This is a genomic window from Streptomyces sp. NPDC047108 (assembly GCF_040643575.1).
Classification (GTDB): domain Bacteria; phylum Actinomycetota; class Actinomycetes; order Streptomycetales; family Streptomycetaceae; genus Streptomyces.
Window position 1 is genome coordinate 108281 of the sequence record NZ_JBEYUP010000013.1, and the last position, 18697, is coordinate 126977.

An 18697-nucleotide genomic window follows, 5' to 3' on the forward strand; every position below is an offset into this window, starting at 1 on the left:
AGCAGAGTCACCGGCGCAGACTGTGCAACGCTTGTTCCCGCTGCTCGCGGAGGGAAGGAGTGCGGACGCGGCGGCACTGTTCGCCGATTCGGTGTCGTTCTCGATCCCGCACCCGCCGGGCATTCCCTGGGTACCGGAGGTCGACTCGGCGGTGGGCATGCGGACGTTCTTCGAGCTGCTGCAGGCTCATGTGCAGACCAAGGAGTTCGACCTGCGCCACGTCATCGCCGAGGGCGACGATGTGGTGCTCATCGGGCGCATGGTCTCCGAGGTCAAGAAGACAGGCCGGGACATCGACACCGCGTTCGCCCTGCACACGACGGTCCGGGACGGGCGGATCACCCGCTACCACCTCTACGAGGACAGCTACGCCGTCGCCCAGGCCTACTTCGAGGACTGATCGTCCGGCGGGCTCGCTCGGCCTGCCGGCAAGAAGTCGTACGGCCGTCACCCTGTGACGGATCGTGCGACGGGGATCGGTAGGGGGCCCAGCAACACCCCTGCTGGCATGCCAGCCACCTTGGAAGCGCCGGACCGGCCCGAGAAGGCTGGTCCCATGACGATCAACGCCCGTAAGGCTCTCCTGGCCACCCTCTCCGTGACTGCGGTTGCCGCTGCCCTACCCGCGAACCTGGCATGCACAGCCGAGGACGAGGATGTGCATGCTGCGCGAGGCGCGGGTGCCACTGCTCCCGTTGCACCGCGCATGAAGTGGTCACCCTGTTCCCAACAGGGCGCTCTCCGCGGTCAGGAGTGCTCCACGCTGAAGGTCCCGCTCGACTACCGCCATCCGGACGGCCCGCACGCGACGCTTGCGGTGTCACGTCTTCGCAGCCAACAGCCCGACGAGCGACGCGGGACGCTCCTGCTGATCCCCGGCGGCCCGGGTGACTCCGGGGTGGCGCTGTTGTCCCGGATGGGGACGGATCTGCGTCAGCGGATGGCGGGTGCCTACGACATCGTCAGCCTCGACCCTCGCGGGATGGGCGGCAGTACCAAGGCACGCTGCGGCCTCCCGGAGAGTGCCCGTCAGCAGATGGCTCTCAATTCCTGGCCGGCGCCCGGCGGCCGGATCGACGAGAACATCGCCGGGGCCAAGAAGGCTGCCGCCGCCTGCGCCCGCAACGGGGGCCCCGTGCTGCGCAGCTTCTCCACCGCCAACGAAGTACGCGACATCGACCGCTTTCGGCAGGCACTGGGAGAACAGCGGCTCTCCGCCCTGGGAATCTCGTACGGAACCTATGTCGGCGCCGTGTACGCGCAGAAGTACCCGCAGCACACGGACCGGTGGGTGCTGGACAGCAGCGTCGACCCGACGCGCAGCCACCCGGGCTGGCTGGCGAACGCCGCTCCCGGAGTCGACGCCCGGTTCGACGACTTCGCCGTATGGGCCACCGACCCGTCCCGCGAAAAGGAAGGGTTGCGGCTGGGCAGGAAAGCCGGGGAGATCCGGCCGTCCTTCCTCGCGATGGCGGAAAGGCTCGACAAGCACCCCAGGAAGTCGACCGTCGACGGCATGCCGCTCACCGGCAACATACTGCGGCAGATGCTCTGGAAAGCGCTGTACGACGACGCCACGTTCCCGCAGATCGCCAAGCTCATGCGGTCGGTTCAGCAGCCGGACGGAACACCGGAGTTGCCGCCCCAGTTCACGCGCGCCATACCGGACGAGGCCGTGGCATCGATCGCCGGTCCGATGTGCAACGACGCTCGCTGGCCGCATTCGGCTGCCGCCTACCGTCGCGCCGTGGAAGCCGACCGGAGCCGGTACCCCCTCACCGCCGGAATGCCGCGCAATGCGCTCCTCTGCGCGTTCTGGAAGGACCGGCCGGCGACGAAGCCCACCAAGATCACCGGTGATGGCCCGAAGAATGTGCTGATGATTCAGAACCGAAGTGACCCTTCGACGCCCTACTTCGGCGCGCTGAAGATGCGAAAGGCGCTCGGTGACCGGGCCCGCCTCGTGACCGTCGAGGCAGGCGGGCACGGTGTCTACCTCAACAACGGAAACGCCTGTGGCGACCGCAGGGTCACCGAGTTCCTGACCAAGGGCTCACGCCCGACGCGAGACGTGCGCTGCCCCGGCTGACCCCGCAACGCACCGAGGCGCACCCGCCGCCGGCAACGTCCCGAGACGGGCGCAGCCGAAGTCCGTTGCGGGTGGCCGGGGCACTTGGGGAAGAGTCCGGCGGTACGGAGTTCTTCTGCGCGGAGCCCGAGGTCCACGCGTGGGAGTTCGGCGGACGGCGGTGACGTGGCCTGTTCGCAACCGGGCGCGCCCAGCACCTCGGCACGGCTGCCGAGCGCGCCCTCTGCACGCAGATGACCGGCTGGATGCACGTGGATCATGCCTGCCTCGCCGGGCAGGTCTTGATGAACGCTTACTCAACTCCGTGACGGGGCGCGGCGTTTTGCGTCACTCTCGATGCCGGGTGCCTGCCCGGTTCTGCGCCTCGCGTCGTTCCCCGTACGTCATCGTGGTGAGCCATTGGCCGCCGCTGCTCGTTCGCGGGCTCAATGGGGTGGAAGGCTCACGGGTGCGCGCTCCCCGTCAGGCCGCTCGGTTCTCGGGGCGTCCGGGTCCGGTAGGAGTGCCCGAGTTCCGGGCCGAGTCCGAAGTAGTGGCGGAAGTTGTAGACGAGGGGACTCCAGGCGGCGGGGTCGATGTGGTCGGTGCCGGGTACGACCACGCGGGAATCGGCGTGGACCTTGCATACGACGGCCTCGACGATGTCGAAGGCACCGGTGAGGTCCGGCTGCACCCGTTCGGCGCGGGCTTCCAGCTGGATCGGGCACTCCGCGACGCGCGGCGGCCGGACCAGGTGGGACGCTTCCCCGGTCAGCCCGGCTGCGCCGAACTTGTCAGGCTCGAAGCGGCACCCCTCGGCCTTGGTCGAGGGGACCGGATTCCTGCCGGTCAGGGGCGCCAGCCGTTCCACCGCCTGCCACTGGCCGGGAGCGGGCAAATTGATCACCAGGTCGCGCCGGCTGCTGAGGTTGTACGCGCTCTGCCCGTCGCGGCCGAGTCCGATCACCACCGTGCGTCCCAGCGCCCACGCGGAGGAGACGGGGGCGAGGTTGAACGAGCCGTCCTGGTTCTCCGTCGACAGGAGCACCACCGGAGTGCCGAAGTACAGAATGCTCGGCTCGATCTCCAGATGCGTGACGGCAGATTCCGCAGGCAGGACAGGGGGCGGTGCTGGCTTCATGGCGGGCAGCCTAGAGTCCGGTCGTTTCGGTAGCGGCCGAAGTGTCGCGGGCGGCGATGGAGCGTGTGGACACGCAGCGTGCCCGTGGGACCGGCGTCGATCCGGCAGCCGTGTGAGAGCGGCACGGCCGCCACCCCCTCCGGCAGCCGTGTGAGAGCGGCGCGGCCGCCACCCCTCCGTACGTCTGGCCGGTCCGCACGCCGGAGGCCTGATCGAGAGCCTCGCCGCGATGGCGCCCCTGCGTACCGCCCGCGCCCCCGCCCCTCGTCTGCGGTCGGCCCCTGACGGACTCTCACCTTGACGCCATATCGTTTTTCGATAGCATCGAAAAACGATATGGAAGAGAAAGGCGGAGGACCTGTGCTCACCACCACCCCGTGGACTCGGCTCAAGAGCCGCACACTTGAACTCGTCATCGGGCTCGGCCTGTTGCTGGTGCTCATCACCGGAGTCGTATATCCGCTCGACGACACCGTCGGTCCGGCGGCCGACGGCACCCGCCAGTTCCAGGGCCGAACCATCGCGTTGCTCCCGCTGGGCGGCAGTAGCCTCTACCAGCTCAGGATCCCTGACCCTGACATCACCGAGCGGATACTCCTGATCCTGCCGAGGCTGGCGGAGGGCTTGCTCCTCATCGTGGCCCTCGCCCACCTGTTCCGGTTGGCGCAGACCTTCCGCACGGGTGACTACTTCACTGCCCGCAACACGCGGCGCTTGCGCGTCATCGCCCTGACCCTCGCTCTGATCGGGGCCGCCGTCCCCGCGTTGAGTGTGGTCACCACACAGCTCCTCATCGACGGAAGCCCCTTGATGCCGGCCGCCTGGATCACGACCTACTACCCGAAGCTCAGCATCGTCCTCCTGGCCCTCCTCGTCGCCGCCGCGGCCGAGGCGTTCCGCCGTGGCACCCACCTGCGCACCGACACCGAGGGACTGGTCTAGTGCCCCCGGAAGAGCCGCACCACATCACCTGCCACCTGGACCGACTGCTCAAGGAACGGCAGATGACGCTCATCGAACTGTCCGAACGGGTCGGCGTCACCGTCGCCAACCTCTCCATCCTGAAGAACGACCGCGCCAAGGCCATCCGCTACAGCACCCTCAGCGCCATCTGCCGTGAACTCGACTGCCAGCCAGGAGACCTGTTCTCCTGCGCCCGCGAGGCCGTCGAACCAGGGACATCCTGAACGCCCCCGTGCCGAGACAGCAGCAGCGCGGCACGTCGCCATGACTCCGAAGAGCGGGCCAGGTGCACACGGATCCGGGGCAGCACGGCCCGGTCGCGGTGACGCGCCTCGGCGGCCTGTCAGGTGCGGCTCGGCGCCGACTGGGGCTCGGAGAGAGGCGTTGCGGCGCGGCGGGGGAGCAGCAGCGGGGTCGCCAGCAGGAGGACCCCGGCAAGGCCGATGGCCGTACGCGGACCGAGCAGGCTGCCGAGCACGCCCCAAGCCGCGGTCAGGAGCGCGGTCGTGGCCTTGGTCGTCACCGCCCAGGCGGACAGCGTGCGGGTGACCCGGTCGGTCGCGGTGCGCTCGAGGCGGCAGGTGGCGTGGACGGGGTTGAAGACCCCGCAGCAGAAGATGAGCCCGAGTTCGACGGCCATCACCCACAGCAGCCCGCCGGTGCCTGGCCCCAGGAAGGCCAGGCCGGCGGGCCAGAGCGCTCGCAGCGTCCCGAACACGACCAGGACCTGGTGCTGTCCGGAACGGGTGACGAGCCGTCGGGCCAGCCGCGCACCGAGCAGCCCGCCGATCGAGGGAGCGGCGAAGGCGAGGCCGTACTGCCACGGTGCGAACCCGAGTTGGCCGAGCATCAGGACGGCCAGCAGTGGCGAGATCGCCATCACCAGGCCGTTGAACAAGGCGGTGTTGAAGAACAGCGGACGCAGCGTCGTGTCGGCGAGGATGTACCGCCAACCGTCGAGCAGGTCCACCGCCCGCAGGCCCGCGGCCTTCCGGCGCTCGGGCGGCCGCTCGTGCCCGCCGATCGCGCGGATACCGAAGGCCGAGAGCAGGTAGCTGACCGCGTCGGCCACCACCGTCGCCACCGGACCCAGGAGCCCGATCGCAGCGCCGCCCAGCGGCGGTCCGACGATCGTGGTCGTCCAGGCCGTGGATTCGAACCGGGCGTTGGCGACGAGCAGGTCCTCGGCCGGCAGCAGCGTCTTCAGGTACGCGCCGGAGGCGGCGCGGAAGGTGATGTCGGCCGCCGCGACGACGACCGAGACCAGCAGGAGCTGAAAGAAGGTGAGCCCGCCGAGCGCGTACGCGGCGGGGATCGTCAGCAGCGCCGTGAACCGCACCAGATCCATCGCGATCAGCACCGGCCGCTTGCGGCGGAACTCCACCCACGGGCCGAGCGGCACGGCTACGGCCGCCCCCACCGCAGCCCCCACGGCGGAGAGCGCGGCGACCTCGGCCGGTCCGGCGTGCAGCACCTGGATGGCGATCAGCGGGAACGCGCCGAAGGCGAGCCAGGTGCCGAGCGCGCTGGTTCCGTACGCTCCCCAGAGCCACGCGAACTGCCGCCCTGGCCGAGGGGCGGACCGATGTCCCAGCCGATGCCCGCGCCGCATGCCCCGTCGCCCCTCGCCACTCACCCGCGCAACCGATCCGCCATCGGACACGTCAAGCGACGGATGACGCTACCCGCAGGGCCTGACACTCCGGCCGAAGCCCTCTAGGAGAGCACAGCTCCGAGCCGGTGAGGCAGATCCGTAGAGTCCGTCCGATCGTGGACCGGGTGTGCCGTTGACCGGCGCGCGGAGGGCGCGGATCCGAGCCATCCCGAGCACCGTGTCCCCGTGAACGACCCGTGGCAGTGGTCCCCCACACGGCATGTCGGAGGCGCCGCATACGATCAGCCGGTGCCTGCCCGTCAAAGGAACCCTCGGTGACTGCCGTCCTCCCTCCGCCCCGCACCTCGACGGGTCTGCTGACGTTGCGCCGGCTGACCCGCACGGAGTCCGGCGACCGGCTGCAGGCCCTGCTGTGGAAGCCGTGCGCCGACTGGCGCATGGTCAGCAGCGCGGTGCTCGGCGGAGGTATCGCGGACCGCGCCTGGGTGCTCAACGCCCAGGTCTCCCACGGCTACCGGCGCACCGATCCGGAGCGCCATCTCGCCGACCTGGCCCGTGACGCGGGCGCGCACGGACCGGGTGTCGGGCTGATGACGGCCGCCGACGTCGGAGCATTCGGCCGCGGACAGGACGGCGGTGCGGAGGCGGTCGTCACCGCCGGGCTCGGGGTCAGGGGGTGGGCCGCCTCACCGGCCGAGGGCACCTCCGCGCCGGCCGGGCCGGGCACGATCAACATCATCGCCGCGCTTCCGGTGCCGTTGACGGATGCCGCACTGGTCAACGCCGTGGCCACCGCGACGGAAGCCAAGGTGCAGGCCCTCATCGACACCGGCTACGACTGCTCGGGCACCCCCACCGACGCCGTGTGCATCGCCGCGCGCATTCCCCGTTCCGGTGAGGAGCCCCATTCCTTCGCCGGACCACGCTCCTTGTGGGGTGCCCGCCTGGCCCGGGCGGTCCACTCAGCCGTATGCGCTGCCACACCTGAGCCATGACCACAGGCGCGCCCCGAGAGGGAATGCAAAGGGCTTGGGAAACCCTAGATTCGACGATCCGGCCTTGACCCTCTCCTGCTCCGCGGCAGTAGCGTCGGCGAAGGACCATGCGTGTATTTCCTCCATTCCGCCGCGGCCGCAGGACCCAATCTCGGCACGGAGTTCTCGGCGTTCCGCGGAATCAGCCCCGCCGGCCCAGGAGATATCGGTGACAGACACTCGACCCGCGCACGAGTCGGCTCCATGGGACCCGTCCATGCCCGAATCCCCGCCCCGGCCCGTACCCAAGCCGGGGTTGATGGGGCTGAAGGACATGCGCGAGGCCACCAGGAACACCCCCCGCTTTCTGGTCGGCCTGCGGGACCGGCACGGGCCGGTGGCCCGCGTCCCGATGGGAAGAACCAACGCCTTCCTCATCAGCGATGCCGACCTGGCGCAGGACGTGATCATCGCCTCCAGCCGCCGTTTCGCGAAGAACCGCCACTCCGGCCTCGAACGCATCGTGGGCCAGGGCCTGGCGACCAGTCTCGGAGCGTCCCACCGCAGACAGAGACGGCTCATCCAGCCCGTCTTCCACCATCGCCGCATCGAGGGATACGGATCCGCCTTCGCAGCCATTGCCGATCAGGCGTCAGCCGGGTTCACCGAGGGCTTCCGATTCGATTTCCACGAGGCCATGTACGAACTCGCGCTGGGCATGGTCACCCGCACCCTCTTCGACGTGTCCATCGACAGCGAGGCCGCCGCCCGTATCCGAACGGCCTTTCCCCGTGAAGGCGGGCCCGCGCGCTGGGAGTTCAGTCCGCTCGGGAAGATCCTGCTCCGCCTGCCCCTGCCTGCGAACCGTCAGTTCACCCGCGGCATCAGGACCATCGACGACGTCGTCCACTCCATGATCGAGGACCGCCGCGGGGGCTCCGGTGAGGGCGAGGACCTGCTGTCCGTGCTGCTCACCGTCACCTACGCGGACACCGGCGAGCACCTCACCGACCACGAGCTGCGCGACCAGGCGGTCACCCTGCTGATGGCCGGGCACGAAACCTCGTCCTCCGCCCTGACCTGGGCGTACTACCTGCTCGGCACCCACCCCGAGGCCCGGACGCGGATGCACGAGGAGATCGACGCGGTCCTGGGGGACCGGCTGCCCACCGTCGAGGACCTGCCCCACCTGACCTTCACCGACGGGGTCTACTCCGAGGCCCTGCGCCTGTACCCGCCCGCCTGGGTCCTCGCCCGGCGGGCCCTGGAGGACTGCACGGTGGGCGGCTACCGCATCCCCCGCGACAGCCTCGTCCTGGTCAGCCCGTACGTCATGCACCGTGACGTCACCTGGTGGCCCGAACCGGAGCGCTTCGCACCCCAGCGGTTCCTGCCCGAACCCGACCCGTCCGACCCGCTCACGGGCCACGCTCATGCCGAGGACCGTCCCAAGCTGGCCTACTTTCCCTTCGGCGCCGGGCCCCACCAGTGCATCGGCAACGCCTTCGCCCGGTTGGAAGGCGTGATGGCACTGGCGACCCTCGGCCGGCACTGGGAGTTCGTGCCCGCCGGCGATCCGCCCGGGGTCATCAGCGACTTCGCCCTCCGCCCGCGCGGCGGCCTCGACATGGTCGCTCACCGGCGGCCCTGACCGGGGCCCGAGTCCGCCGGCCCCCACCGCGATCGGCCCCCGGGGAGCCGGTGGTCATGGCAGAGGGCGGGCGGTCACAGCAGAGCCTCCAGGGCCTCGGCGGCTCGTACGGGACCACCGGCTCGTTGCATCAACTCCGGCATACGCCCCACGCGTTCGCGTATGCCCTCGTCCGCCGCCGTCCGCTCGACCGCCGCCAGCAAGGTGCCGGCCGTGACCTCCGCGGGGGGCAGCAGCGTGGCGAGCCCCAGCTCCACGGCCCGGTTGGAGAGAACCCGGGTCTCCGGTACTTGCGGTATCACGACCGGCGGTGTGCCCGTGTACAGCGCGTCCATCAGGCTGCCGAGCCCCGCGCCGGTGACGAAGACCGCGGCCTTCCTCAGCGCCGCCAACTGCGGGATCCACTGGTGCACTTCGACGTTCGGGGGCAGCGGGCCCAGCTCACCCGGGTCCGTGCCGTGGCCGACGGTGATCACCGCGTGCCAGGGCTGCCCTTCGAAGGCGCGAACGCAGGTACGGAAGAACTCGGGCTGGTGGTTGTAGAGCGTGCCCATCGAGAGCACGACGAGGGGCAGCCCGTCCTCCGCGTCCTCCCAGACACCCTTCGTGTACGCCGTGGAGTGGCAGGAGCCGACGAACGTCGTCTCCTCCCCGAACGTGTCCCCGGCGGGCTGGAACTCGCGGGGCGCGTAGACCACGCTCCTGTCGGCGCGCCAGTCCACCAGGTACTCCGGAGTGGCGTCGAGGCCCAGATCGGACGCCAACTGCTTCGCCCGGCTGAGGAGTTCGACGACGGCCGGGTGCTCGAACGGCACACCGGACTGCTCCGCGACCGCCAGCACCTGCGAGTAGTGGTCATTGGACGCCATGGAGGGCGTGGACTGCACCGCGGGACGGTCCCAGAGCTGTTCCAGGGCCCTTCCCGCGGGTCCCGTGATCATGTCGTAGAAGATCAGGTCCGGCACGTCGTCGGCGAAGAGCTGCCGGGCAAGCGTCACCAGCTTCGCGCTCTCCTGGAGAAACAGTACGGCCGACCAGGCCAGCATGTCGGGGGAGAGCGTCCGGTACCTCCCGGGACCCAGGACGTCCGTCAGCAAGGTGTCGTAGGTCAGCGCGGTGGCGCCCGCGGCTCGTACGGCGGGCGCGAAACTCTCCGTCGTCAGGAAGCTGACGCGGTTGCCTCTTCGGACGAGTTCCTCGGTGACCGACAGCGCGGGATGCATATGTCCCTGTGCCGGAATGTTGAGGATGACGATGTGGCCGGGCATGTGGGCCTCCTGGGGCGGATGCGGCAAGGACTGCTCAGTCGGACACCGGACGGCTCGAGGGCTCCGGCCCCGACGTGCTGGGTGAGTTCGGGCGGCCCGGCCGGCGTCCGGCGGCGCTCATCGCGGACCCACCCGGACCGGGACGCTGATGTGGCCGCGGATGTTGCGCGTACGGCGCAGATGCGGCTCGCCGGTCATCTCCAGCCGGGGCATGCGGGTGAACAGCCGGCGCAGGGCCACTTCGGCCTCGAGCCGTGCCAGCCCGGCTCCGAGGCAGTAGTGGGCACCGGACGAGAACGCCAAGTGGTCCCGGTTGTTGGTGCGTTGAGGGTCGAAGCGGTGCGGGTCGGCGAAGACCGCGGGGTCGCGGTTGGCCCCGGCGACCACGATCGCCAGCATCGCTCCCGCCGGCAGGGCCGCTCCGCCGAGCGTGACCGGCTCCCGCGCGCAGCGCATCAGCACCTGCACCGGCGGTTCGAAGCGCAGCGTCTCCTCGACCACCTCGGCGGCACACCCCGGGTCGTCGACGAGCACGGCCTTCGTGTGGGGCCTGCGCATCAACTCGACGGCCGCACCGGCGATCACGTTGACCGTGGTCTCGAAGCCTGCGATCAGCAGCGTGCCGACGAGCGCGATGAGGGCGCGCTCCTCCACGGGCCTCCCGTCCGGTTCGGCCGCGGCCAGCCGGCTGAGGACGTCGTCCCCCGGCTTCCCGCGCCGTTGCCCGACGAGGGTACGAAGGAAGTCCGTCATCTCGGCCAGGACGGACCGTACGGCACGGCGTTCGCCGAAGGTGCGGATGCCGTCCAGCGTGTCCGACAGCACCGTGCCCCAGCGGACGAACGTCGCGTGGTCGGCGTCCGGGATGCCGAACAGCTCGCAGATCACCTGGATGGGGATCCGCCGTGAGAAGTCGCCCACCAGGTCGAAGCGTTCGCGGCGTTCGACCTCGTCCAGGATGCCGCTCACCACCTTCTCGATGCGGGGCGCGAGGTCCCGGACGGCGTGCGGGGCGAAGAGCGGACTCGCGGCGCGGCGCAGGGCGGTGTGCTCGGGCGGATCGAGGACGAGCAGGGACTCCTCGAGCGGATGGATCAGCCGTTCCTCGTCTCCGGAGAGGACGTTCCAGTCGATGCCGCCGCGCTGTGTGGCCGGCCCCACGCCCAGCCGGGGGTCGGACAGGGCCGCCCGGCTGATGGCGTGGTCGGCGGTGAGGTACAGCCCGATGGGATGGCGGCTCATGGGGCCTCGCGCCCGGATGCGTTCGTACTCCGGGTAGGGGTCCGGCATGGCGCGGGGTGCCAGAACACGCATGAGCGGATCGCCCATCAATGCCAGGGTGCGCACCGTGGCACGGGTCCTGAGCGTGATGGCTCCCGCACGAATCTCCTTGCCGGCCCGCCTCGTACTGATGCGCATGAACCTCTCCCGTATTGCCGTGGAGCCCCGTGTCACCGCGCCGAGTCCGGTGTTCGGATTCCGCTGATGAGGTCGATGCGTGCCGTGCCCGCGACATCGGGGTCGAATGCGGGTGGCACCGGTCGGCCGCACTCATGGGCAAGATCGGCGATGCTGTGGCCGTCGGCGGACCAGCCGTGCGCGGCCAGCCAGGTAAGGGGATCCGCCGTCCGCTCATTGCGCCACAGCGAGGCGAGCATGTGCATGGTGTCGGACTCGGCGGTCCCGGACAGCGCGGCCCGGGTGCCCTCCGAGTCGAACATGGCCAGGCTGCCGTACTCGAGAGCCAGCCGGCTGGACGGCGCGCTGAGCTCGTCGATGCGGGCGAGCACGTCGTCGCCCTCCCGCTCGGTGAGGTAGACGATGATGCCCTCCATCAGCCACGCGGTCGGCACGCTCGCGTCGAAGCCGTGCGAGCGCAGTGCGCTCGGCCAGTCGTCACGCAAGTCGCCGACGACCGCGGTCCGTTCGCAGCCGGGCATCGGGACCCGGCCGTCGACGATCCGGTGCTTGAAGGAGAAGACATCGGGCCGGTCGAGTTCGAACAGCCGGACTTCTGCGGGCCAGTTCAGGCGGAAGGCCCTCGCGTCCAGGCCGGCCGCGAGCACGACGACCTGACGGCAGCCCGCTTCGACCGCCTGGAGCAGACAGGTGTCGAAGTACCGGGTACGGAGCGCGAAGTAGTCGCCCGTCGCCATCCGTACCAGCTCTCCCTGGGCGCCCGTCCAGGCCGCGAGGCCGGACCCCGCGGCCACCGTGCACTGCACCGCGACCTGGTCGTCGAACAGCCGGTCAGGGCGCCCGCTCTCCAGCGCGCGGGCGGCCGCGACCCCCAGCGCGGTGGAGCCGACGGCTGACAGCGCGCTGCCCGTCGCCGTTCCCGCGTCCCGTCCGCCGTTCTCGCCGTGGCCGGTGTCCGGAGCCTCGACCCAGGCCCTGCGGAAGGCCTCGCGATCGAAGGGGATGCCTTGGCGCCAGATCCGCCGGATGGCACGGGTGGTGGTGATGTCCACGGTCGGGTCGCCCTCGACGAGAAGGAGGTCGGCCCGGAGCCCGGGGGCGATCCGGCCGCGGTCGTGCAGGCCGAACAGGCGGGCCGGTGCGGAGGTTGCGGCCTTCAGCGCCTCCTTCGGGGGGAGGCCGGCCGCGGTCAGCAGTTCCAGTTCGCGGTGCAGCGCCGCTCCGTGGACGACGGGGCAGGCCCGCCCCGGGCCGCTGTTGGCGTCGGTCCCCGCCACGAGAGGCACTCCGGCGTCGTGCAGGCGCCGTACGGTCTCGAGTGCGTGGCCGAAGTCCAGGCCGGGGGAGGGGACGGTCACGGAGAGGCCCTCGGCACCGCTGCTGATCGCCGCGACGGCGTCGGCCGGGAGGTGGTCGGCGATACGGTCATCGGCGATCAGGTCGCGGCCCCCGCGGGCGCCGCTGGACATCTCCATCATGGCCAAGGTGGGTATGAAGAAGCGGCCGTCCGTCACCGCCCGGCGCACCAGAGCCTCGGGGATCGGCTCCTCCAGCGGAACGTGGGTCAGCGCGTCGACCCCCGCGGCCAGCGCACCGCGGACGGTCTCGGTATCGGCCACATGGGCCACCGTCAGCAGACCGGCCGACCGTGCCGCCGCCGTCACCGCCGTGGACGTCGCTTCGTCCAGCGTCGGCAGGTCGGCACCATGGTGTCTTCCGTCGTCGAACATCAGCTTGAGGTAGTGCGCGCCTTCCTTCTGGCGCGCCGTCACGTACTCATCGGCGTCCTGCGGTCCCGACAGCGACGGGATGAACGGCATCGAGGCCACGGGATGGCCGCCGGTCGGGCAGGCCACCGTCCCGGAACTGCGCAGGTCGGCGACGTCGTCGGTCCGCGCCGCCGTTTCGCAGAGCCAGGCGGTGAGGTCGGGCGGGAAGCTGAACATGTCGAGCTCGGTGGTGACCCCGAAAGCCAGGGCGAGCCGGAGGTTGGACAGGGTGCCGACGACGTGCGTATGTCCGTCGATCAGCCCGGGCAGGAGCGTGTGGCCACTGGCGTCGACGATCTCGTCCGGTGCCCGGGAGCCCGCGGTGGCCTCCAGATCGCCCGGGGGTGCCACGCCGGTCACGATCCCGTCCTCGACGAGCACGGAGACCCCGTCCAGCACGCGCTCCCCGTCGAAGACTCGAGCGTTGTCGATACGGATCATGAATGGCACCCTTCGACGACGACCCGCCCCCGAGAGAATCGGGGACGCGACGGCACATTGCTGCGAAACCGAGGGCTCGCAGAGCGATCGCAACCTTTTCGCCGCTCACCCATCGGCCATTCCTGACCCGTGAAGCCGTCTCGGCACATCCCGCGGTCCTGCGCCGCGGGACGATGCGGAACGGATGATGCGGAACGGGGTAATGCGGAAAAGGAGGTCACAACCCTTTCAGCGGTCTGCAGCAGCCGTGAAATCGATGCTAGGGGCCGGGCCCGCGGTGTCGGGCCGGAGTGGGCAAGGACTGAAAGAACAACCAGTAGGCGAGCTGAAAGAACAACCGGGGGAGCGGGCTGAAAGAACAACCGGTGGGCGGGCTGAAGAGAAGGACCATGGACGGCCCGCATTCCGGGAGTTTCGTGTTCGGAGGTCAGCCGGCTGTGCTCAGTGGGAGAGTTTCATGTACTCGGTCACGGCATCGATGCTGTAGTCGATCATCTCGTCCGCGAGCCCCGGATGGACGCCGATCCAGAAGGTGTGCCCGGTGGTGATGTCACTGTTGGCGAGGGTTCCGCTGACACGGCAGGTGCGTCCCTCGTAGGCGGGGTGCCGCGTCAGGTTCCCGGCGAAGAAGCGGCGTGTGGCGATCTTGCGGGACTCGAGGTGATCGATGAGCGCGGCCGGTGCGAACGGTGCGTCCGGCCTGACGGTGATGGCGAACCCGAACCAGCTCGGGTCGCTGCCGGGCGTCGCCTCCGGCAACAGCAGGTGGGGCAGCCCGTCCAGGCCCTCACGCAGCCGTGCCCAGTTGCGCCGCCGCGCCGCACCGAAGGCGTCGATCCGGCCGAGTTGCTGCAGCCCGAGCGCTGCCGAGACATCCGTGGCCTTCAGGTTGTAACCGACGTGCGAGAATATGTACTTGTGGTCGTAGCCGTGCGGCAGCGAACCCATCTGGTGCTCGAAGCGCCTGAAGCACCGGTTGTCCTCGCCGGGCTTGCACCAGCAGTCGCGGCCCCAGTCCCGCAGTGACTCCACGATGCGGGCCAGCGCCAGGTTGTCGGTGAGCACGCACCCGCCCTCGCCCATCGTGATGTGGTGCGCCGGGTAGAAGCTCTCCGTCGCGAGGTCGCCGTACGTGCCGGTGAGCCGTCCCCGGTAGGTGCTCCCGAAGGCGTCGCAGTTGTCTTCGATCAGGAACAGGCCGCGATCCTGGGCCAGTTGGGCGATCTCCTGCACCCGGAACGGATTGCCCAGTGCGTGCGCCATCATGATCGCCCTGGTCCGGGGGCCGATGGCCCGCTCCACACGCTCCGGTGTGGTGTTGTACGTGCCCAGTTCGATGTCCGTGAAGACCGGCACGAGGCCGTTCTGCAGGATGGGGTTGACGGTCGTGGGGAAACTCGCGGCGACCGTCACCACCTCGTCGCCCGGGACCAGTCGGCGGTCCTCCAGCTGCGGCGAGGTGAGGGAGCCGACCGCGAGCAGATTCGCCGAGGATCCGGAATTGGTGAGGTGCGCCTTGCGCAGTCCGAAGTACTTGGCCAAGCCGTGTTCCAGCTCGCGGGCGCTGCGACCCGCGGCGATCCGCAGATCCAGGGCGGCCTCGACCATGGCGACCCTGTCGTCCTCGGTGAGCACGGCACCGGCGGCCATGACCGGCGTGACACCTGGCACGAACCCCGTCGAGACGTTCTTGCGGTGGTAGTCGCGCACCAGGTCCAGAATCTCGGTCTTGTCGTTCCCCATGGGCTGACGGCCTCCTGTGTGAGCCAAGGGGGGACGAGCCGTACGGTCGGCTCACGGCTGAAGAGGTCCCCACGCCCGTACCGATGCGATCGATCGGGTCCCAGATCAGCACGTGAGCCCGGTGGCGTGCCAGCGATGCCGGGCAAGTCTAGGGATCCGTATGCACTGCGGCGCGGGGCCGCCCGGGGAGGTCTCCACGCCGGTCAGGTCTCCGACGGCGCCGGAGGGCGAGGACCGCATCCACGGGCGTGCCTCCCGTTGCCCCCTGGCCGGCAGACTTCTCCGCCCGGCACGGCGAGGTGGGTGCAGTCGTGGTGCGCAGCACAAGAGTTGAGTAGGTACGCGCGGCAACGGCCTCCGATCGAGTGCGGTCCTTCGACGAGGGTTCCCGAGCCACGAGGCGACACCTCGAGGCTCGTTTCCGCGCCGACCCATGAGAGGCACGCACGTATGACACATCCCTGGGCCGACACGCCCCATCCCGCCCACCCCGCCCGCCCTCCTTCGATCCCCGCCACCGCCACCGAGCCCCCGCCGTACCCGGCCGCGGCCGCAGGTCCGGCCGCGGCCGCAGGTCCGGTCTCGGCCGCCGGCCAGGGGCCGGGGCTCGCCTACCATCGCCTCGCCCGTACGAGCGCCCACTACCGGTGGTGGCGCCCCCTGGTGGGGACCGGCGTGGTCATGGTCGGCGCCATGCTGGTGACCGGCGCCCTGATGGGATCAATCGAGGTCGCCGGGAACCTGCTGAACCGCCCCGAGGACTCCGAAGGATTCTCCAGCTGGGGCGTCATCGGTGACGCCGCGGTCTGGCTCCTGCCCCTCGCGGTCCTCATCCCCGTCGTGCTCCTCGCCACCCGCTGGGTCGGCCGACGCCCTGCCGGCACCGTGTCATCGGTCGCCGGCCGGGTGCGGTGGAGCTGGCTGGCGGTGTGCCTTGCCGTGGCGCTGCCCGTATCCGCCGGCACCCTGGGACTCAGCGCATTGCTCTCGAGCGACGCGACCGGAACGCAGGACGTGGAAATGGCGAGCCTGTCCTCGCTCCTCCTCGGCCTCGCGATGGTGCTCGTCGTGGTGCCGTTCCAGGCAGCGGGCGAGGAGTACATGTGCCGGGGATGGCTGCTGCAGGCCGTGGGCGCCTGGTGCCGCTCACCGTGGATCGCGATCGTGCCCCAGGCCCTCCTCTTCGCCGGCGCCCATGGATGGGGGACCCCCTGGGGCTTCGCCGACCTGACCGCCTTCGGTCTGGTAACGGCCTTCCTGACCGTACGTACGGGCGGACTCGAAGCCGGTATCGCGCTGCACACCCTCAACAACGTGCTGGGGATGGGCATCGCCGCGCTGACCACCGACGGACTCGCTTCCGATGAGACCGCCGCCGACCTGGACTGGCTGACCGTGGCCATCGACGTACCGATGATGCTGCTCTACGCGGCCGTCGTACTCCGGCTCGCCCGGCGCCGGCGCCTCGGCACCGTCATGGTGCCGGCTGCGCACCACGCGCCTGTGCCCACGGTCCACGCGCCTCTGCCGGGGGCCGCACGCTGATCCGCGAGGGCCGTTCCGCCCTTCGGCCGGGCGGCCCTCGTCGTCCCTCGGGGCGCGGGGGCCCGGGACTTTCGGACTCGCGGCGCGGGGGAGGGGCCCGGGCTTGGGACTCGGGGCCGTTCGTGCGCTCGTCCGGAGAACTGGACAGGAGGTTCACGGTCCCGGGGCCTGGCGGTCAGGGCCGGTCACCCGCCGCCGCCGGCCGACTGCCCGACCTTGTCCAGCCGCACGGTCCGCCGCACCGCGGAAGCGGGCCACTGCGCGCCTGTGAGCCGGTGCATGTCACGGCGGATCCGTTTGGCGCCCCCGGAGCCGGGACAGATCCCGCCGTCCAGATCGATCGCGGAGACCAGGCCGGCGAGCATCCGGCTGCGCCGGTCGGGGAACCGGACCTTGCCGGCGGAGCGGAGACGAGCGACAGCAGGCGTGGACCAATCGGCCCCGGCCGACGGATAGATGTGGTAGCCGAAGAACAGAAACGCACGGCGCTTCTCGATGCGAATCGCACCGCGTTGTGCCAGGCGGTACGCGCACTCCTGCTCGATCGGCCCGGCCGAGCCGCGGATCCAGCGCTGGATCCGCACGCCCCTGCTTTTGCGGGGATCGGGCAGGCTCGCCAGAGCGTCGTCGAGCAGGGGGTCGCCGATGGGCACCGGATTCGCCAGTGCGATCCGGCCGTGATCCTCGACGATCCGGCCGGCCGCCTCGAGCTCCGCGAGCACGGCCCCGGCCAGACCGTACTGCAGAAACCGCGGTCTGCAGCGCGGTCTGCCCGTGGCCGGATCGAGGGCAAGGAGCAGCAGCTCCTCCGCGAGGGTGACGCGTGCGTCCATGGCCGCTCCCGCCGTAAGCATCCCGGTGATCAACGGAGAGGCTACGAGTGGTCGGCTCGGGAAATTACTCGAGTTTCGCCGCCGATCGGACGGTGGGCCCGTGCCCCCGCAAGAAAGGCGGGCAGGGACTGATCAGCGAGGGGCCGCGGCGGTGAGGCGTCGCAGCGCCTCATGGGCGGGTGGGCCCCAGGTGGGTTTGCCGCCGGGGCGGCCGTGGACGCCGGCGTCTCCGATGCGGATGCCGGCGAGGGCTCGGAGCACCGCCCAGCCTCGGGCGCGGCGCAAGGTCGCGGCGTCCGGGGTTGGTTGGTAGGCCGCATGGAAGTGGTCGGCGGCGTTCTCCGGCAGCAGCGCCCAGGGGGCGGCGAGGTCGCAGGCCGGGTCGCCCGCGCAGAGGTCGCCGAAGTCGATCACGCCGCAGAAGGTGCCGTCCGTGGTGAGGACGTTGGCGGGGTGCAGGTCTCCGTGGAGCCAGAGTGCGGGGCCCGCCCAGTCGGGTGCGGCGGCGGCGTCTTCCCAGACCGCGCGGACGGCGTCCGGGTCGGGGACCAGCCCCAGTTCGGTGGCCGAGGCGAGCTGCCTGGCGAACTGCTCCGCATGGTGAGCCAGGGGCCCTCCGCGATCACGTCCGCTGGGCGCCCCGGTGGGAGCCGGTTGGTGAAGAGCCGTCAGGAAGGCGGCCAGGGCGTCGGCCGCTTCCGCGCCGCGCGTGGCGGGGGCACGGTCGGCGGGCCGGCCCGGCACCCAGGTGGTGACGATCCAGGGTCGCGGAAACCGTTGGGAGGGCTCGCCGAGGCGCTGCGGGACGGGGATCTGCAGCGGGAGTTGCGGCGCGAGGGCGGGCAGCCAGGCATGCTCCTTGCGCAGGAGCGCGTCCGCGGACTGCGTCGCCCAGGGCAGCCGGACGGCGAGGTCGTCGCCGAGGCGCCACAGCTGGTTGTCCCAGCCCCGTGCGCCGAGTCTCAAAGGGCGACCGGCCAAGTCGGGGTGCTGGTCGCGCAGAAGATCCCGGATCAGCTCAGCGGTGATCTCGATGTCGGTGTGGGTCATGCGCAGCAACCGTAATCGGGCCACTCCTGGCGTCCGGCGCCGCCGGCGCGTTCCCGCGTCGGGAAGCAGAAACACCTACCAACGGCATGTGTTGTGGCGGGCATGGAGTCGCGGTCGCCGATGACGGTTCATCACATAGCGGAAGACGATGCCGTGTTCCGGCTCGGCGGAGGACGAAAAGGGACCGAAGAGGAACGCGCGGCTGTCATGTGCACCG

Annotated in this window: 15 protein-coding genes; 7 read left to right on the forward strand and 8 right to left on the reverse strand. The window is 70.6% G+C overall.

What is annotated here, in order from left to right; translation table 11 throughout:
* The first annotated feature begins 22 nt into the window (after positions 1 to 22).
* Positions 23 to 400: a nuclear transport factor 2 family protein gene (locus ABZ822_RS23530; RefSeq protein WP_360857662.1), complete on the forward strand. Its 378-nt coding sequence runs from the start codon at positions 23 to 25 to the stop codon at positions 398 to 400.
* 306 nt (positions 401 to 706) lie between these two features.
* Positions 707 to 2089, forward strand: coding sequence for an alpha/beta hydrolase (locus tag ABZ822_RS23535; protein ID WP_360857511.1), 1383 nt, complete (start codon positions 707 to 709; stop codon positions 2087 to 2089).
* A 442-nt stretch (positions 2090 to 2531) separates the two neighbouring features.
* Here the strand turns inward: ABZ822_RS23535 and ABZ822_RS23540 are convergent, their stop codons facing one another.
* Positions 2532 to 3209, reverse strand: a complete 678-nt coding sequence (locus ABZ822_RS23540; protein WP_360857514.1) for a flavin reductase family protein — start codon at positions 3207 to 3209, stop codon at positions 2532 to 2534.
* Between the two features lie 360 nt (positions 3210 to 3569).
* Here ABZ822_RS23540 and ABZ822_RS23545 point away from each other — a divergent pair, with 360 nt between their 5' ends.
* On the forward strand, positions 3570 to 4151 hold the full coding sequence (locus ABZ822_RS23545; RefSeq protein ID WP_360857517.1) for a DUF2975 domain-containing protein: 582 nt from the start codon (positions 3570 to 3572) through the stop codon (positions 4149 to 4151).
* Positions 4151 to 4396, forward strand: a complete 246-nt coding sequence (locus ABZ822_RS23550; RefSeq protein ID WP_360857520.1) for a helix-turn-helix transcriptional regulator — start codon at positions 4151 to 4153, stop codon at positions 4394 to 4396. Before ABZ822_RS23545 ends, ABZ822_RS23550 begins: the two co-directional genes overlap by 1 nt.
* 119 nt (positions 4397 to 4515) lie before the next feature.
* On the opposite strand, the gene ABZ822_RS23555 is transcribed toward ABZ822_RS23550, so the two are convergent.
* Positions 4516 to 5784 (reverse strand): MFS transporter, encoded by a 1269-nt coding sequence (locus ABZ822_RS23555; RefSeq protein ID WP_360857523.1) that lies wholly within the window; start codon positions 5782 to 5784, stop codon positions 4516 to 4518.
* Positions 5785 to 6101: 317 nt separating this feature from the next.
* On the opposite strand from ABZ822_RS23555, the gene ABZ822_RS23560 reads away from it, so the two are divergent.
* On the forward strand, positions 6102 to 6782 hold the full coding sequence (locus ABZ822_RS23560) for an adenosylcobinamide amidohydrolase (protein WP_360857526.1): 681 nt from the start codon (positions 6102 to 6104) through the stop codon (positions 6780 to 6782).
* 208 nt (positions 6783 to 6990) lie between these two features.
* Positions 6991 to 8412 (forward strand): cytochrome P450, encoded by a 1422-nt coding sequence (locus ABZ822_RS23565; RefSeq protein WP_360857529.1) that lies wholly within the window; start codon positions 6991 to 6993, stop codon positions 8410 to 8412.
* Positions 8413 to 8486: 74 nt separating this feature from the next.
* On the opposite strand, the gene ABZ822_RS23570 is transcribed toward ABZ822_RS23565, so the two are convergent.
* The 4 genes from ABZ822_RS23570 to rfbH form a co-directional block, all read right to left on the reverse strand.
* A complete protein-coding gene (locus ABZ822_RS23570) occupies positions 8487 to 9680 on the reverse strand; it encodes a macrolide family glycosyltransferase (RefSeq protein ID WP_360857532.1) in 1194 nt (397 codons plus the stop codon).
* A gap of 117 nt (positions 9681 to 9797) precedes the next feature.
* Positions 9798 to 11099 carry a cytochrome P450 gene (locus ABZ822_RS23575; RefSeq protein WP_360857535.1) on the reverse strand — a complete coding sequence of 434 codons (1302 nt, stop codon included), beginning with the start codon at positions 11097 to 11099 and terminating at the stop codon, positions 9798 to 9800.
* A gap of 32 nt (positions 11100 to 11131) precedes the next feature.
* Positions 11132 to 13309: an SAM-dependent methyltransferase gene (locus ABZ822_RS23580; protein ID WP_360857538.1), complete on the reverse strand. Its 2178-nt coding sequence runs from the start codon at positions 13307 to 13309 to the stop codon at positions 11132 to 11134.
* 441 nt (positions 13310 to 13750) lie between these two features.
* A complete protein-coding gene (gene rfbH, locus ABZ822_RS23585; RefSeq protein WP_360857541.1) occupies positions 13751 to 15052 on the reverse strand; it encodes a lipopolysaccharide biosynthesis protein RfbH in 1302 nt (433 codons plus the stop codon).
* A 450-nt stretch (positions 15053 to 15502) separates the two neighbouring features.
* Here rfbH and ABZ822_RS23590 point away from each other — a divergent pair, with 450 nt between their 5' ends.
* Positions 15503 to 16597 (forward strand): type II CAAX endopeptidase family protein, encoded by a 1095-nt coding sequence (locus ABZ822_RS23590; protein ID WP_360857544.1) that lies wholly within the window; start codon positions 15503 to 15505, stop codon positions 16595 to 16597.
* A gap of 185 nt (positions 16598 to 16782) precedes the next feature.
* On the opposite strand, the gene ABZ822_RS23595 is transcribed toward ABZ822_RS23590, so the two are convergent.
* Positions 16783 to 17430, reverse strand: a complete 648-nt coding sequence (locus ABZ822_RS23595; protein ID WP_360857547.1) for a GPP34 family phosphoprotein — start codon at positions 17428 to 17430, stop codon at positions 16783 to 16785.
* 132 nt (positions 17431 to 17562) lie between these two features.
* Complete coding sequence (locus ABZ822_RS23600; RefSeq protein WP_360857550.1) at positions 17563 to 18480, reverse strand: aminoglycoside phosphotransferase family protein; 918 nt, start codon at positions 18478 to 18480, stop codon at positions 17563 to 17565.
* Positions 18481 to 18697: the final 217 nt, after the last annotated feature.

Coding starts and splice junctions, on each gene's coding strand:
- ABZ822_RS23535 (WP_360857511.1), top strand. CDS start 707: ATGAAGTGGTCACCCTGTTCCCAACAGGGCGCTCTCCGCGGTCAGGAG.
- ABZ822_RS23540 (WP_360857514.1), bottom strand. CDS start 3,209: ATGAAGCCAGCACCGCCCCCTGTCCTGCCTGCGGAATCTGCCGTCACG.
- ABZ822_RS23555 (WP_360857523.1), bottom strand. CDS start 5,784: ATGCGGCGCGGGCATCGGCTGGGACATCGGTCCGCCCCTCGGCCAGGG.
- ABZ822_RS23570 (WP_360857532.1), bottom strand. CDS start 9,680: ATGCCCGGCCACATCGTCATCCTCAACATTCCGGCACAGGGACATATG.
- ABZ822_RS23575 (WP_360857535.1), bottom strand. CDS start 11,099: ATGCGCATCAGTACGAGGCGGGCCGGCAAGGAGATTCGTGCGGGAGCC.
- ABZ822_RS23580 (WP_360857538.1), bottom strand. CDS start 13,309: ATGATCCGTATCGACAACGCTCGAGTCTTCGACGGGGAGCGCGTGCTG.
- rfbH (WP_360857541.1), bottom strand. CDS start 15,052: ATGGGGAACGACAAGACCGAGATTCTGGACCTGGTGCGCGACTACCAC.
- ABZ822_RS23590 (WP_360857544.1), top strand. CDS start 15,503: ATGACACATCCCTGGGCCGACACGCCCCATCCCGCCCACCCCGCCCGC.
- ABZ822_RS23595 (WP_360857547.1), bottom strand. CDS start 17,430: ATGGACGCACGCGTCACCCTCGCGGAGGAGCTGCTGCTCCTTGCCCTC.
- ABZ822_RS23600 (WP_360857550.1), bottom strand. CDS start 18,480: ATGACCCACACCGACATCGAGATCACCGCTGAGCTGATCCGGGATCTT.